Source organism: Caballeronia sp. LjRoot34, from assembly GCF_964253815.1.
Classification (GTDB): Bacteria; Pseudomonadota; Gammaproteobacteria; order Burkholderiales; family Burkholderiaceae; genus Caballeronia.
This window is the reverse complement of record NZ_CAXUSB020000003.1, coordinates 1,504,036-1,518,748: the sequence shown is the minus strand read 5'-3', so window position 1 is coordinate 1,518,748 and position 14,713 is coordinate 1,504,036. Positions and strand designations below refer to the sequence as shown.

13 protein-coding genes and 1 pseudogene are annotated in these 14,713 nt (G+C 61.1%); 9 read left to right on the top strand and 5 right to left on the bottom strand.

The features are described from left to right. Positions 1 to 17: 17 nt before the first annotated feature. Positions 18 to 527, bottom strand: a complete 510-nt coding sequence (locus ACSQ36_RS37720; RefSeq protein WP_436186050.1) for a (2Fe-2S)-binding protein — start codon at positions 525 to 527, stop codon at positions 18 to 20. Between the two features lie 89 nt (positions 528 to 616). Continuing rightward, complete coding sequence (locus ACSQ36_RS37715; protein WP_218627348.1) at positions 617 to 1,777, bottom strand: FAD-dependent monooxygenase; 1,161 nt, start codon at positions 1,775 to 1,777, stop codon at positions 617 to 619. Between the two features lie 318 nt (positions 1,778 to 2,095). Between ACSQ36_RS37715 and ACSQ36_RS37710 the strand changes: the two genes are divergently transcribed. The 5 genes from ACSQ36_RS37710 (at position 2,096) to ACSQ36_RS37690 (ending at position 7,908) form a co-directional block, all read left to right on the top strand. After that, positions 2,096 to 2,848, top strand: coding sequence for a maleate cis-trans isomerase family protein (locus tag ACSQ36_RS37710; protein WP_436186049.1), 753 nt, complete (start codon positions 2,096 to 2,098; stop codon positions 2,846 to 2,848). A gap of 78 nt (positions 2,849 to 2,926) precedes the next feature. Continuing rightward, complete coding sequence (locus tag ACSQ36_RS37705; RefSeq protein ID WP_436186048.1) at positions 2,927 to 3,754, top strand: alpha/beta fold hydrolase; 828 nt, start codon at positions 2,927 to 2,929, stop codon at positions 3,752 to 3,754. Positions 3,755 to 3,803: 49 nt separating this feature from the next. Further along, positions 3,804 to 4,838, top strand: a complete 1,035-nt coding sequence (locus tag ACSQ36_RS37700; RefSeq protein WP_436186047.1) for a 2,5-dihydroxypyridine 5,6-dioxygenase — start codon at positions 3,804 to 3,806, stop codon at positions 4,836 to 4,838. Positions 4,839 to 4,863: 25 nt separating this feature from the next. Next, on the top strand, positions 4,864 to 5,508 hold the full coding sequence (locus ACSQ36_RS37695) for an N-carbamoylsarcosine amidohydrolase (RefSeq protein ID WP_213765960.1): 645 nt from the start codon (positions 4,864 to 4,866) through the stop codon (positions 5,506 to 5,508). Between the two features lie 129 nt (positions 5,509 to 5,637). Beyond that, positions 5,638 to 7,908, top strand: a complete 2,271-nt coding sequence (locus ACSQ36_RS37690) for a molybdopterin cofactor-binding domain-containing protein (protein WP_436186046.1) — start codon at positions 5,638 to 5,640, stop codon at positions 7,906 to 7,908. A gap of 37 nt (positions 7,909 to 7,945) precedes the next feature. Here ACSQ36_RS37690 and ACSQ36_RS37685 read toward each other — a convergent pair whose 3' ends face one another. Further along, on the bottom strand, positions 7,946 to 8,416 hold the full coding sequence (locus tag ACSQ36_RS37685; protein WP_213765958.1) for a MarR family winged helix-turn-helix transcriptional regulator: 471 nt from the start codon (positions 8,414 to 8,416) through the stop codon (positions 7,946 to 7,948). 201 nt (positions 8,417 to 8,617) lie between these two features. Here ACSQ36_RS37685 and ACSQ36_RS37680 point away from each other — a divergent pair. Then, positions 8,618 to 8,963, top strand: a pseudogene (locus ACSQ36_RS37680) (type II toxin-antitoxin system RelE/ParE family toxin). Further along, the gene (locus tag ACSQ36_RS37675; RefSeq protein ID WP_213765957.1) at positions 8,960 to 9,292 is read left to right on the top strand and encodes a helix-turn-helix domain-containing protein; all 333 of its coding nucleotides are present in this window, start codon (positions 8,960 to 8,962) and stop codon (positions 9,290 to 9,292) included. Before ACSQ36_RS37680 ends, ACSQ36_RS37675 begins: the two are co-directional and overlap by 4 nt. A 36-nt stretch (positions 9,293 to 9,328) precedes the next feature. Here the strand turns inward: ACSQ36_RS37675 and ACSQ36_RS37670 are convergent, their stop codons facing one another. Then, positions 9,329 to 10,816, bottom strand: a complete 1,488-nt coding sequence (locus ACSQ36_RS37670; protein ID WP_436186467.1) for a PLP-dependent aminotransferase family protein — start codon at positions 10,814 to 10,816, stop codon at positions 9,329 to 9,331. 125 nt (positions 10,817 to 10,941) lie between these two features. On the opposite strand from ACSQ36_RS37670, the gene gabT reads away from it, so the two are divergent. Next, positions 10,942 to 12,225 carry a 4-aminobutyrate--2-oxoglutarate transaminase gene (gabT, locus tag ACSQ36_RS37665; protein ID WP_436186466.1) on the top strand — a complete coding sequence of 428 codons (1,284 nt, stop codon included), beginning with the start codon at positions 10,942 to 10,944 and terminating at the stop codon, positions 12,223 to 12,225. Continuing rightward, complete coding sequence (locus tag ACSQ36_RS37660) at positions 12,222 to 13,691, top strand: NAD-dependent succinate-semialdehyde dehydrogenase (protein ID WP_436186045.1); 1,470 nt, start codon at positions 12,222 to 12,224, stop codon at positions 13,689 to 13,691. Before gabT ends, ACSQ36_RS37660 begins: the two co-directional genes overlap by 4 nt. Positions 13,692 to 14,169: 478 nt before the next feature. Here ACSQ36_RS37660 and ACSQ36_RS37655 read toward each other — a convergent pair whose 3' ends face one another. Beyond that, complete coding sequence (locus tag ACSQ36_RS37655) at positions 14,170 to 14,709, bottom strand: hypothetical protein (RefSeq protein WP_436186044.1); 540 nt, start codon at positions 14,707 to 14,709, stop codon at positions 14,170 to 14,172. Between the last annotated feature and the right edge of the window lie 4 nt (positions 14,710 to 14,713).

Below are 14,713 nucleotides of genomic sequence, written 5' to 3'. Positions count from 1 at the left end.
ACAGGGGATCCAATGAATCAGCGTTTTTGTTCGCGTTTCAGATATTCGGCCGCGCGATGCACGGCCTTCATGATTTCAATGTGCGTGCCGCAACGGCACAGGTTGAAGCGCAGCGCGTCGCGGATGTCGTCGTCATCGGGCGTGGGGTTGCGATCGAGCAGCGCCTTCGTGCTCATGATCATGCCGTTAAGGCAGTAGCCGCATTGCGCTGCTTGTTCATCGATGAAAGCCCGCTGGATCGGGTGCAGCGCGTCCAGCGTTCCGAGCCCTTCCAGCGTGAGCGTTTCACGTCCAATAGCCGCCGCAACCGGCACGACGCACGAACGTGCAGGGCCGCCGTCCAGCAGCACCGTGCACGCACCGCACTGGCCGAGACCGCAACCGTACTTCGGCCCGTTCAGTTCGAAGTCGTTGCGCAGCACATACAACAAGGGCGTGTCGCGGGTCACATCGACCGTGCGCGTGCTGCCGTTGACGGTCAGCGTCAACGGTCCGGAAACCGGTGTTGCGGAAGCAGACACGCTCATTTTCAAGTCATCGAATCAAGACCGCGCGCGGCGATGTCTCTAGACAGGCAGCTTATCCAGACACTGCCGCGCGCAGCCGGGTCGAAATATCAGGCGGCGGCAGTTGTTGCCTGCTTGGCCGACGGCGACTTCAAGGGCTCGTTGAACACGTCATAAGCGAACACCCATGCCGGATCTTCGTTAGTGCGCAGCCACGTGTTGTTATGCGAGACCAGTTGCACCTTCGATGCACGCTCCGCACGATTCGCTTCATACAACGCGAACACTCCGGCGTAATCGGTTGCACCGACTTCGTCCAGGCAGCGAGTCAGCATTGCCGCATCCTCGATCGCCATGGCCGCGCCCTGCGCCATATGCGGTTTCATCGGATGGCATGCGTCGCCGAGCAGCACCAGTCGGCCGCGGCTCCACAACGGCAGCGGATCACGTTCCAGCAGCGGCCACTTCGTGACTTCGGGCGTGGCGTCGATCAGCTTCTGCACCGACGGATGATAGCCCGCGAACGCCTCGCGCATTTCGTCACGGCTGCTGGGCGCAACCGACTGCCCTGCCGGCCACTCAGCCTGTGGAACGCCAGTCACGTAGTAGATTTCATCGCGCCTGGACGTCACGTAATACACCATCATGTGCCGATCTTCCGACCACCACTTTACACACAGATCGAAAGGATCGGAGCCGAGCAGCGACGCGGGAAATACCGCGCGATGCGCAACATAACCCGTATAACGCGGCGGTTCCGCGCCGAGCAGATGGTCGCGGATCTTCGAGTTCACGCCGTCCGCGCCAATCACAATGTCCGCGGTCTCAACACTGCCGTCGGCGAACGTCAGCCGCACTTCGTTGTCCACCTCTTCAATTCCGCTCAGGCACTTGTTGAACTCGATCGTGCCAGGCGCAACCGCTTCGGTCATCAGCGCATGGAAGTCACCGCGATGCACGGTCAGGTACGACGCGCCATATTCTTTCAACGCGAAATCGCCCAGCGGAATCTGCGCGATGGCTTCGCCCGTTTTCCAGTCGCGGCTGTACCAGAAGTCCGGGTGCGAACCCATGACGTTCAGCGCGTCTTCACAGTCCATGCGGCGCATGATCTTCATCACGTTGGGGCCGAGGTGAATGCCCGCGCCGAGACGCGAAAATGAGGGAGCCTGCTCGTAAAGGCGAACCGAATACCCGGCGCGTTGCATCAACGCCGCTGCTGCTGTCCCGCCAAGGCCCGCGCCAATGATCGCGATACGGGGTTTGCTCATGATGATCTCTCCATGTCTGGCGCTCGCCGAAAGTCGTTCAGCCGAGCCTGTTGAATAAACCTATATTGAGTGTACACATTGAATTTTTTTGAGTAAAGAAAATTTGCATTGAGTCTATACAGGTGCGCTTTATCCCTTTATATGTGCATTTAATAAGGGTTTTCACCAATCTAAAGCATACTTGCACCATTAAAAAATGTTTTCGGAATCTTGTTAAATTCCAATGTGTACACTAGACTTTATCGAATCAAATTGTTGCATCGCTTGCCAGACCAACAACGCCGCCGCGGGCGGCCCAAGACATACGGAGTCGACTAGATGACGAAGACCTTGCGCATCGGCCAGATCGTGCCGAGTTCGAACACGACGATGGAAACGGAAATTCCGGCCATGCTGCTCGCCCGCCAAGCCATCCGCCCGGAGCGTTTCACGTTTCATTCCAGCCGCATGCGCATGAAGAAGGTGGTCAAGGAAGAGCTCGCGGCCATGGATGCGGAATCGGACCGATGCGCGCTGGAACTTAGCGACGCGCGCGTGGACGTGATCGGTTATGCGTGCCTGGTAGCAATCATGGCGATGGGACACGGCTACCACCGCGTGTCGCAAAAGCGGCTGCATGAGCGCACCGTCGAGAACGGCGGCGCCGCGCCGGTCATCACCAGTGCGGGCGCCCTGGTCGATGCATTGAAGGTCATCAAGGCCAAGCGCATCGTGGTGGTCGCGCCTTATATGAAACCGCTGACCGAACTGGTCGTGGACTACATCCGCAATGAGGGTTTTGAAGTCGTCGCCTACCGGGCGCTCGAGATTCCCGACAATCTGGATGTCGGCCGCCACGATCCCCGGCTGTTGCCGGACATCGTGAAAACCCTGCCCTATCAAGATGTGGATGCGATCGTCTTGTCGGCCTGCGTGCAGATGCCATCGCTTGCCGCAGTGCCGCAAGTCGAGGCAATGACAGGCAAGCCGGTCATCACCGCTGCCATTGCCACGACCTACGCCATGCTGCGCGAGCTGGATCTCGAGCGTGTGGTGCCAGGCGCGGGCGCACTGCTCTCCGGCGCTTATTGAGCGGCTTAACGATCGGCTGAATGATCGATTACCAATCGCTTTCGACACCTAGCTTTCGATCCATCCACGGACTCCGCGATGAACTCAACTCTTCTCTACGGCGCGAACATCAACGCCAACGGCATTCGCCAGCATTACCTGCGCTACGGAGGTACAGAGGGCGTGCGTGCCGGCCGTCCCGCCGTGATCCTGATTCCGGGCATTACCAGCCCGGCGGTCACGTGGGGCTTTGTCGGCGAAACGCTTGGCCGCCAGTTCGATACCTACGTGCTCGATGTACGCGGCCGCGGTTTATCAGAAGCATCGTCGACGCTCGACTACAGCCTCGATGCGCAAGCCGCCGACGTCATCGCGCTCGCTGAAGCGCTTGGCCTTGAACACTATGCGCTTGTCGGGCATTCAATGGGCGCACGCATCGCGATCCGCGCCGCCCGCAGCGCGCCAAAGGGCCTGACGCACACGGTGCTCGTCGATCCGCCGGTGTCGGGTCCGGGCCGCCGCGCGTATCCGGCGAAGCTGTCGTGGTACGTTGATTCAATCCGCCTGGCTTTGAAAGGCATCGACGCCGACGGCATGCGCGCTTTCTGCCCGACCTGGACCGAAGACCAGTTGCGTACACGCGCGCAATGGCTGCATACCTGCGATGAACGCGGCATGCTGACGTCGTTCGAAGGTTTCCATACTGACGACATCCACGCCGACCTGCCCCTGCTTCGCGTACCTTCACTGCTGATCACCGCCGCGCGCGGCGACGTGGTGCTCGACGAAGACGTGCAGGAAATGCAGACGCTTAGCCCCGGATTGCTGCATACGCGCGTACCGAATGCAGGCCACATGATTCCGTGGGACAACGAAGCCGGCTTCTATGAAGCCTTCGGCGATTTCCTCGGCGCAAAGCTCGTCTAAGTGCAACGCAAGACAAGCCGACACTGACACTTATTCTTCAGGAGTCAACATGCCAATCAGCGATTACGAAATGATCGCAGCATGGAAGCAGGTACTGACGTTGTCGAAGTTGCAAGCGGGCCAGACCGTCACCATCCTCACCAGCGCATCCACGCATCCGCAAACGCTTTCAAGCGCGCTGATCGCGACGCAGTCCATGGGCGCGATCGTCAACCGGCTGGACCTCCTGCCGGTGAATGGCGAAAAAGCCCTGAGCCGCGACTCCCTCGCGTATCTCGGCACCACGCCTCTGACCGGCAACCTGGCCGCTATCGCTGCGTTGAAGGCGAGCGATCTCGTACTCGACCTGATGACCTTGTTGTTCTCGCCTGAGCAGCACGAGATCCTCGCGACCGGCACGAAGATCCTGCTCGCTGTCGAACCGCCCGAAGTGCTCGCGCGGCTCGTGCCGACTGAAGCCGATCGCACCCGCGTGCGGGCAGCGGCCGAGCGGATCAAGGCGTCGCGCGAAATGCGCGTCAAGTCAAAAGCGGGCACGGAACTGGTGTGTCCGCTGGGCGAGTTCCCCGCTATCTCCGAGTACGGTTTCGTCGATGAACCCGGCCGTTGGGATCATTGGCCAAGCGGTTTTGTGCTCACGTTCCCGAACGACGGACAAGCGAGCGGCCAGATCGTGATCGATCGCGGTGACATCTTGCTGCCGCAGAAAAAGTACGTGAACGACCCGATCACGCTGACGGTCGAGAACGGTTACGCCACGCGCATTGACGGCGGCGTGGACGCGGCCTTGCTAAGCGACTACATGGCCTCGTTCAACGATCCGGAAGGCTACGCAATCTCGCATATCGGCTGGGGTTTACAGCCGCGTGCACGTTGGTCGACGCTCGGACTGTATGACCGCGAGGCGACCATCGGCATGGATGCGCGCGCGTTCGAAGGCAACTTCCTGTTTTCGCTCGGCCCCAACAATGAAGCGGGCGGCAAGCGTACGACCACGTGTCACATCGACATCCCCCTGCGCCATTGCGACGTGATGCTCGATGGCGAAGCCGTGGTCCGCGATGGCGTGGTAATGGACCGATAGAACAACCACCATGCGGAGAGTTTGAATGAGCGACATCCAGAGCCACGCCGAATCGGGCGTGTACAAACAGCAGGGATTCGGCACGCCCTTGCCTGTGAAAGGCAATATCGGCTTGCTGATTGTCGACTTCGTGGTCGGCTTCGCGGACCCCAAGACCTTCGGCGGCGGCAACATCGGACCGGCTATCGAACGCACGGTACACCTGCTGGCCGCCGCGCGCCGGCATGGCTGGCCGGTTGCGCACAGCCGCATTGTGTACGCAGCGGATGGTAGCGACGACAACGTGTTTTCGCTGAAAGTGCCAGGCATGGCGACGCTCACCGAAGACCATCCGAACAGCGCGATCGTGCCTGAGCTGACGCCAGCAGCGGGCGAACTGGTCGTGCGCAAGACCGTGCCTTCCGCGTTCTTCGGCACGCAACTCGCGCCGTGGTTATCGCAGCGTGCGGTGCAAACGTTGATCGTGGCGGGTGCAGTCACGAGCGGATGCGTACGCGCAAGCGTGGTCGATGCGATGTCGCATGGTTTCCGTCCGCTGGTTGTGTCGGACTGCGTCGGCGACCGGGCGATCGGCCCGCACGATGCGAATCTCTTCGACATGCAACAAAAATATGCCGCTGTCATGACGCTCGACGAAGCCCTTTCCACGATAGAGCAACGGCACGCCTGAGCGCAGGATTTGCAGAGATAACGCTAGCGGGTACGATGCGAAAGCGTATCGTTGATCTTGAAGCCCCAAGCGTTGAAGCTAATCGTTGAAGCGGTTTAGTCGAATGAAGCGGCATTTTCAGGGACCATCATGCCCACTGCAGCAGCGCTCACCCGAGGTGAACTGCTCGCGCGTAGCGGCTGCCTGACTATCGTCAGGCAGCCGCTCGCGCCGGTAAAACCCGCGCCCGGTCAACCGGGCAGCGGGTCTTCCTACGTTCAGGACTCGCCGGAAATTTTCGTCGCGGTGCTCGACGATGGCAGCATCCTGGCGTTCAACGGTCACGTCGACCTTGGCACTGGCATCCGCACGTCGCTCGCGCAGATCGTGGCGGAGGAACTCGACGTGCCGGCCCCGCGCGTCAAGATGATCCTCGGCGACTCCGCTCAAGTGCCCAACCAGGGCCCGACCATCGCCAGCGCGACCATCCAGATATCCGCCGTGCCGCTCAGGTTTGCCGCGGCGCAAGCACGGCTCGTGTTGATCGGGCTGGCAGCAGAGCGCTGGGGGCTCGATGCCGCCAGCCTTGCCACCGATGACGGTTATGTCATTGCTCCGGACAAGACCCGCATTAGCTTCGGCGAGCTGCTACAGGGGCAGCGAATCTCGCTTCCCATCGACTCATCCGTCGCGGTTAAGGACCCGTCAACCTACCGGATTGTCGGGCGGGCGACACCGCGCGTCGATCTGCCCGCCAAGGCCACCGGCACCCTGACCTTCGTCCACGACATGCGCGTGCCCGGCATGCTGCACGGGCGCGTCGTGCGGCCACCGTATGCCGGACACGATGGCGGTGCGTTCGTCGGCAAGACGCTGATCGACGTGGACCGTTCATCGGTCGATACGCTGCCGGGCGTGCGCGGCGTGGTCGTGATCGGTGACTTCGTCGGGGTGGTGGCCGAGCGCGAGGAACAGGCGATTCGCGCGGCCCGTGCGCTGCGTGTCCGCTGGCGCCCGCTGCCGCCGCTGCCCTCCCTCGATAACCCTGCAGAGGCCATCGCTCAGGCTCCGGCCCAGCGGCGCCTGCTGCTCGAAGAGGGCGACGTGGAGAGCGTGCAGGACCAAGCCGGCACGACGACGCTTACACGCAGTTATGTCTGGCCGTACCAGATGCATGGCTCGATCGGGCCGTCCTGCGCCCTCGCGGACTATCAGGACGGGCGCATCACGGTATGGTCGGGCACGCAGAACCCGCAGACCTTGCGCTACGACTTGTCGCGTCTGGTCGAGCGGGACGAAGCTGATATCGATATCGTCCGCATGGAGGCCTCTGGGTGCTATGGCCGCAATTGCGCCGACGACGTTGCCGGCGACGCGCTCCTGCTCTCGCGTGCCATGGGCCAGCCGGTGCGGGTCCAGTTGTCGCGCGCTGACGAACATCAGTGGGAGCCCAAGGGCACGGCGCAAGTTGTGGATGTCACCGGCACGGTGTCACGCAGCGGCGACACGCTGGGCTATACCTTCGCCTCGCGCTATCCGTCGAACGATGCGCCCATGCTCGCCCTGCTGCTCACCGGCGCGACGCCGGCCGAGCCGCGCATCTTTGAAATGGGTGACCGGACCGCGGTGACGCCCTACACCTTCGCGCATCGCCGTTTCGTCTGCCACGACCTGGCGCCGCTCGTCAGGGCGTCGTGGTTCAGAGGTGTTTCCGCGCTGCCGAACTCCTTCGCCCACGATGTATTCATCGATGAACTCGCGTTCGAGACCGGCGCCGATCCTCTGGCATTCCGGTTGCGTCATCTGAAGGACGAGCGGGCCGTGGCGTTGCTTGAAGCGGTTGCCGAACGCGCAGGCTGGCAAGCCCGTGCCGGACGCCGTCCATCTCGCGATACCGGCGAACGCGTGCTTCAAGGGCGCGGCGTGGCGTACGCACGGTATGTGCATAGCCGCTTTCCCGGTTTCGGTGCGGCCTGGTCGGCGTGGATCGTCGATCTGGAAGTCGATACAGTCAGCGGAGAAATCCGCATCAAGCGAGTGACGGTCGGTCAGGACACGGGCACCGTGATCAATCCCGACGGCGTGCGCCATCAGATCCACGGCAATGTGATCCAGACGCTGAGCCGCACGATGAAGGAGCGTGTGCGCTTTACCGACGGTCTGGTCGCAAGCAAGGAATGGGGCAGCTATCCGATCCTGACATTCCCCGAACTGCCCCCCGTGGACGTGGTGCTGGTGGACCGGCAAGGCGAGCCGCCGCTCGGCGCCGGCGAGTCCGCTTCGCTCCCCGGTGCGCCTGCTATTTCCAATGCGTTATTCGATGCAACCGGCGTGCGCTTCCGCGAACCGCCATTCACGCCAGACGCGGTCAGGGCCACGCTGCAGGCCGCCGCAGCGCGGGTGCCTGTCGAGCACCGATAAGCGCGTAGCAGCGGCTTGTCTATCGATACGCACAAGCTCAGCTATCTTCCGCCCGCGTCATGGCGCGCAACAGATACACAATGGCAACCCGCTCCGCCGGGTTCAACCCCCCATACGTTTGCTCGCTTACTTGCCGGGCAAAGGGCACGGTCTGGTCGATCAGCGCGAGGCCTTCCGGTGTGGTACGCACCAGCAGCTTGCGGCCGTCGAGCGGATCAGGCGAGACCACGATCAGCGAACGCGCTTTCAAACGCTCGACTACGCCGCGAATGGTGGCCTGGTCGATTGCTGTCGCCTTGACGATGTCGTTAAGCGAACAGGATTGCTGCTCCTTGACCGCGCACAGCGTAACGAACTGCGCCGCGGTCAGGTCGGAATCTGGAATGGCCGCCTGGAAGATGGCGACGTGGCGCTGGTACGCGCGTCGCAGCAAGTGGCCGATCTGCTCGGAGAAGTGATACTCCTCGCTCGCGGAAACATCCGCAGGGGTGGGCGGTTTTTTGGACATGGGAAGAATTGTAGGGTACACGTTCTATTATGCTTCGATTACGGCGGCGCACCGTTTTCTCCAGTCCTACCGTGCTTCCCTTTTTATCATAGCGGCGTTGTAACGCCCTGCCCTGGGTGTTCCGACCCGCGTCAGAACGCCACGATGACAAACCCTTGAGTTCCGGCGAAAATAGTATAAAATTTTATACATAAGGACGCCATGACGCCGGAGAAAGAAATCCGTTGGGTAGGGTCCGCCTACGACGACCTACTGGAGTTTCCAGAGGAGCCACGTAGGGATGCCGGCTTCCAGTTGAGCAAGGTTCAGTCTGGGTTGGACCCCGAGGACTGGAAGCCGTTTGGGGAGGTGGGTGCTGGAGCTCGGGAAATCCGTATCAGGGACAGCAGCGGCATTTTCCGGGTGATGTACGTAGCCAAAGTTCGAGGAAGCGGTATATGTCCTGCACTGCTTCCAGAAGAAAACCCAGGCAACCAGCAAGCGGGATAAAGAAATCGCCGAGGCGCGCTATCGCGCCGTGGCCAACGCAAGGAAGATCAATCAATGACGATCGATACTGAAATCCGCCATGTGACAAAACCGGGCGCAAATCTGTTCCGTGAACTCGGGTTTTCGGTCGAGGAAGCCAAGCTGCTTCAGGCCGCTTCGCGCAAGCAAATCAACGACACGCAGCAGCTCAAGGAACAATTGATGTCGGAGCTTGCTGAATGGATCGAGCAGCATCATCTCAAGCAGGCGGAGGCAGCAAAGATCCTGATGGTGTCGCGGCCTCGTGTATCCGACGTGGTGAACAAGAAGACGGCCAAGTTCACTATCGATACGTTGGTCGAGATGCTAAGCAGAGTGGGAAAGCCGGTCCGGCTGGCAATCGGTTAATCGCCGAATCTTGGGAATGGGAAAGTCGGGACCGTGTTACCCGCTAATGCCCAACGCCGGGTCAAGCACCGTCGCCAGCTTTTCAAACGCCGGCTCGATTTCCTCTTCGGCCACGCAGCCGTACCCAATCAGCAAGCCCGACATCCCCTCGCCCGGCCTCAAGAAATAACCCGATAGCGGCCGCACCACAATATTGACCGCGAGCGCCGCTTTCGCCACTTCGCGATCATCCACACCATCAGGCAAACGCAGCACGAGATGCAGCCCTGCATCGCCACCGACAATCTGCAACGCGTCGCCATACCGCTTCCTGATTGTGTCCAGCAGGATCTGGCGACGCTGCCCGTAGATTCCGCGCATCCGCCGGATATGCGATGTGAAATGCCCCTCCGCGATGAACTCGGCCAGCACCGCCTGCTGCAACAACTGCCCCTCGCGATACAACTCGGCGGAAGCCGTCGCAAAGCTCGTCGACAACCCCTCGGGCACCACGATATAGCCAATCCGCAGCCCCGGGAAAAGCGTCTTGCCGAAGCTGCCCACGTAGATCACCTGACCCGATGTATCGAGTCCTTGCAGCGACGCGAGCGGCCGGCTGCCGTATCGAAACTCGCTGTCGTAATCGTCCTCGATGATCCAGCAGCCGTTTTGCCGCGCGAACTCCAGCAGCATCCGCCGCCGCGCGAGACTCATCACCATGCCGAGCGGGTATTGATGCGACGGCGTGACCAGCATCAGCTTGGGCGGGTCTGCAAGATCGTCCACAGAAGGATTGATGCCCTCTGCATCCACGGGAATGGCCTTGAGCGATAGCCCGGACACTTGCAACACGCTACGCACGCCCCAGTAGCACGGGTCTTCGGTCCAGATGACATCGCCTGAATCGGACAGCAGGCGCACGGCGAGATCGATGGACTGATGAATCCCCGTCGTCACGATAATTTGCTCCGGCGTGCAACGCACCGACCGCGAGGTCCGCAAATAATCGGCGAGCACTTGACGCAGCTTGGGCAAACCGCCGCCGGGCGCGTAGGTCAGCAGATCGGGCGGCAAGCGACGCCAGTATTTGGATTGCAAGCGGCTCCAGACGGCCGCTGGAAACCGCGACACATCGGGCACGCCGGGCATGAACGCGCCGCCTTGCCGCTGCGACACACCCGCCCCTTGCAACAACCGTGCGCCGCGCGCGGACAGCACACGCGGTTCCGCCGGGGCCGCATCGGGCGCCGTGGATTCCGCGCCCACTATATCGTCCGGCGCGCTGTCCGAGACAAACGTGCCCTGCCCGGTTGCCGACCACACGTAGCCTTCCAGCGCGAGTTGCTCGTACACCTGCGTGACCGTATTACGGCCGAGACCCAGCTCGCTCGCTAGCAATCGGGACGACGGCACTTTGGTTCCCGCCGGCAATTCCCGCGACAGAATGGCCTGCTGCAACAAGCCATACAACTGCCGATAAATGGGCAGCCCGCCCGTTCGTTCAATCCGCTGAGCGAGCCAGTCGGACAACATGCTTGCACGCATCGCGGCCATCGAATAATTGGCTCCTATAAAAACGCGGAAATGGCTCTGATTGAAAGAGCCAAATCTTACTATAGTCGAGGCACCGCCTAAAAACCCGCCAAGGAGCGATGCCCGTGAGCCAGACCCTGAAGAACGCCGACCTTAAAGCCCGCAAAGATGCCGCCACGCCGCGCGGTGTCGGCGTGATGTGCGATTTCTACGCCGAACGTGCGGAAAACGCCGAGCTGTGGGATGTGGAAGGCCGCCGTTTCATCGACTTCGCGGCGGGCATCGCGGTTTGCAACACGGGACATCGGCACCCGAAAATTGTCGCGGCCATGCGCGCGCAACTCGAGCGCTTCACGCATACGGCGTATCAGATCGTCCCTTACGAATCGTATGTTTCGCTCGCCGAGAAGATCATCGCGCGCGCACCCGGTGACTATGCAAAGAAGGCCGCGTTCTTCACGACCGGCGCGGAAGCCGTCGAAAACGCCATCAAGATCGCGCGCGCCGCGACGGGCCGGCCGGGCGTGATCGCGTTCACGGGCGGGTTCCACGGCCGCACGTTCATGGGCATGGCGCTGACGGGCAAGGTAGCACCCTACAAGATCGGCTTCGGGCCGTTCCCGTCCGACGTATTCCACGCCCCGTTCCCGAACCCGCTGCGCGGCATCACGACGGAAGATTCGCTGCGCGCTATCGAGCATCTTTTCGCGGCGGATATCGAGGCCAAGCGCGTTGCCGCGATCATCTTCGAACCGGTTCAGGGTGAAGGCGGTTTCTATCAGGCACCCGTGGAATTCGTCCGCGCGTTACGCAAGCTCTGCGACACCCACGGCATCCTGCTGATCGCCGATGAAGTGCAAACCGGCTTCGCGCGCACGGGCAAGTTGTTCGCGATGCAACATTACGACGTCGTGCCGGACCTGATGACCATCGCCAAAAGCCTGGCGGGCGGTATGCCGCTGTCGGGCGTGGTCGGCCGTGCCGATGTGATGGACGCGGTAGCGCCCGGTGGTCTTGGCGGCACGTATGCCGGCAATCCGCTGGCGGTGGCGTCGGCGCATGCGGTGCTTGAGATCATCGATGAAGAGAAGCTTTGCGAGCGTGCCGTGCGACTGGGCGACAAGCTGAAGTCGCGGCTGTCATCGATTAAGGCAGACGTACCCCAGATCGCCGATGTGCGCGGCCCCGGCGGCATGATCGCCGTTGAATTCTGCAAGCCGGGCACCAGCGAAGCCGATGCCGCTTTCGCCAAGCGCGTGCAGACCCTGGCGCTTGAACGTGGCCTGCTTTTGCTGATCTGCGGCGTGTACAGCAACGTGATCCGGTTCCTGTTTCCGCTGACCATTCAGGACGCCGTGTTTGATGAAGCACTCGCTATTCTCGAACGTGTCCTGACAGAAGAAGTGGGGGTCGCAGCATGAGCGCGCAACGTTCACCCATGCTGTTAAAAGACCCGGCGCTGCTGCGTCACGACGCGTTCATCGACGGCGAGTGGCAAGGCGCCGACGACGCCTCCACCTTCGAAGTCATCGACCCGGCGAACGGTCAGTCGCTCGGTCATGTGCCCAGGATGGGCGCGGCGGAAACGCGTCGCGCGATCGATGCGGCGAACACCGCGTGGCCGCTCTGGCGCAAGAAGACCGCGAAGGAACGTGCGGCCGTCTTGCGCCGCTGGTATGAACTGATGCTGGAACACGCCGATGATCTCGCCATGATCCTCACCCGCGAGCAAGGCAAGCCGCTCGCCGAAGCGCGGGGTGAGATCGTCTACGCGGCATCGTTTATCGAGTGGTTCGCGGAGGAAGGCAAACGCGTCGCGGGTGACACGCTGGCATCGCCCGCCGCCGATAAACGCATCGTGGTGACCAAGGAGCCGATCGGCGTCTGCGCGGCTATTACCCCGTGGAATTTTCCGAGCGCGATGATCACGCGCAAGGTAGGTCCGGCACTCGCAGCCGGTTGTTCGATCGTCGTCAAGCCCGCGGAGGCAACGCCGTTTTCCGCCTTCGCCATGGCCGTGCTGGCCGAGCGCGCGGGGTTGCCCAAGGGGGTGCTGAATATCGTGACGGGTGACCCGAAGTCGATCGGCGCCGAGCTGACTGGCAATCCTATCGTCAGGAAGCTGTCGTTCACAGGATCAACGCAGGTCGGCCGTCTGTTGATGGCGCAAAGCGCGCCGACGGTCAAGAAAGTGTCGCTGGAACTGGGCGGCAATGCGCCGTTTATCGTTTTCGATGACGCCGATATTGATGCCGCAGTCGAGGGTGCTATTGCGTCGAAGTATCGCAACAGTGGGCAAACTTGCGTGTGTACGAACCGGTTTTATATTCATGACCGGGTGTATGACGAATTTTCCGCCAAGCTGGGCGCGGCCGTTGCGAAGCTCACGGTGGGCAATGGGTTGGATAGCGGGGTTTTGCTCGGACCGCTTATTAACGACGCCGCCGTGCAGAAGGTCGAATCGCATATTCATGACGCGCTGGACAAAGGCGCCAAGGTCGTAGTTGGCGGCAAGCGGCACGCGCTTGGGTTCGGCTTCTTTGAACCGACCGTGTTGGCTGGAGTGACTTCAGAGATGAAGATCGCGAAGGAAGAAACGTTTGGGCCGCTCGCACCGTTGTTCCGGTTTTCTTCCGATGACGAAGTGATTCGCATGGCTAACGATACCGAGTTTGGATTAGCCGCGTATTTTTATAGCCGCGATATCGGTAGAGTTTGGCGTGTCGCCGAAGCGCTGGAATATGGCATGGTCGGGATTAATACCGGACTCATTTCTAACGAAGTCGCGCCGTTTGGCGGGGTTAAGCAGTCAGGGCTCGGGCGAGAAGGGTCGCGGTATGGGATCGATGACTATCTGGTGATCAAGTATTTGTGTATGGCCGTTTGAGGGACGTTCGCACTTGAGGGGGTGGCTTGGGCTGGGGTGGTTTGGGCTGGGGTTCTTCGGGGCGGACGGTCGGGGTTGATGCCGGGTTGATGCTTTCGGCGTTAGTGGTCTGCGAGAGTCGGATTTTCTCTTTATCACTGTTAGCCACTGTGCGTGGCGGCACGTCATTTCTTTGTCCAAAGCGACAAAGAAACGAAGCAAAGAAAGCGCTTTCAAACACGCTACCCTAAGTGTCCACAGCGTGCAGTTTTGATTCATAGGTGCCCCAAAAGCACGGTGCTCGCCAGAGCGGAGGATGTGTGAACCCCTCTTTCTCCGAACACGGATACCCACACGCTTCGCCACCAGTGATTGAACCTGCCCAAGGGGCACCCCGCGCTATCCGCGGAGAACCGCCCTCCGATACGCGTACCCGGAGCAGCGCGCAGCCTACCATCAGCGGTACTTGCGGCACGGGTATGCCGCAGTACCGCTCTGTTCAAACCTCAACCGTAACCCGCTCCGTGCTCTCTACCGGGAACGTCGTATTGAGCGCCGCATGCAGCAACGCTGCATGCGCAGCCCCCGCGTCCAGCACGATCAGGTTGTCCGCAAAGGCCTTCTCTAGCGAAAGCCTACCCTCGATCACCGCCTCCATCGCAATTTCCGTTGCAATAAAGACGACGTCCCGGTCCTCCTGGTTTTCCGCAGTCACATCAGGCGGCTCCGGACTGCAGTCAGGATCAAACCCGGTCTCCGTCGCATGGAAAAATCCCCACGTCCCTATTTCAATCAGCAAAACATAGAAATCCGGCAGCGCCATCAACTCGCTCACCGGCATGGACGACTCGAGCCGGTGCTGCAACGCTTTCAACGTATCAATGGCCGCCACGCGCAACTTCACATTGGCTAGCGGACCATCGAAAACTTTTTCCGGCAGCACCCCCGCATCAATCGCTTCGCGAGTGGCGACCGCCACCGTCAGCGATCCGGGATGATCCACATTAAATTCAATCTTGAGGTCACAGATAGAGCACATTGTC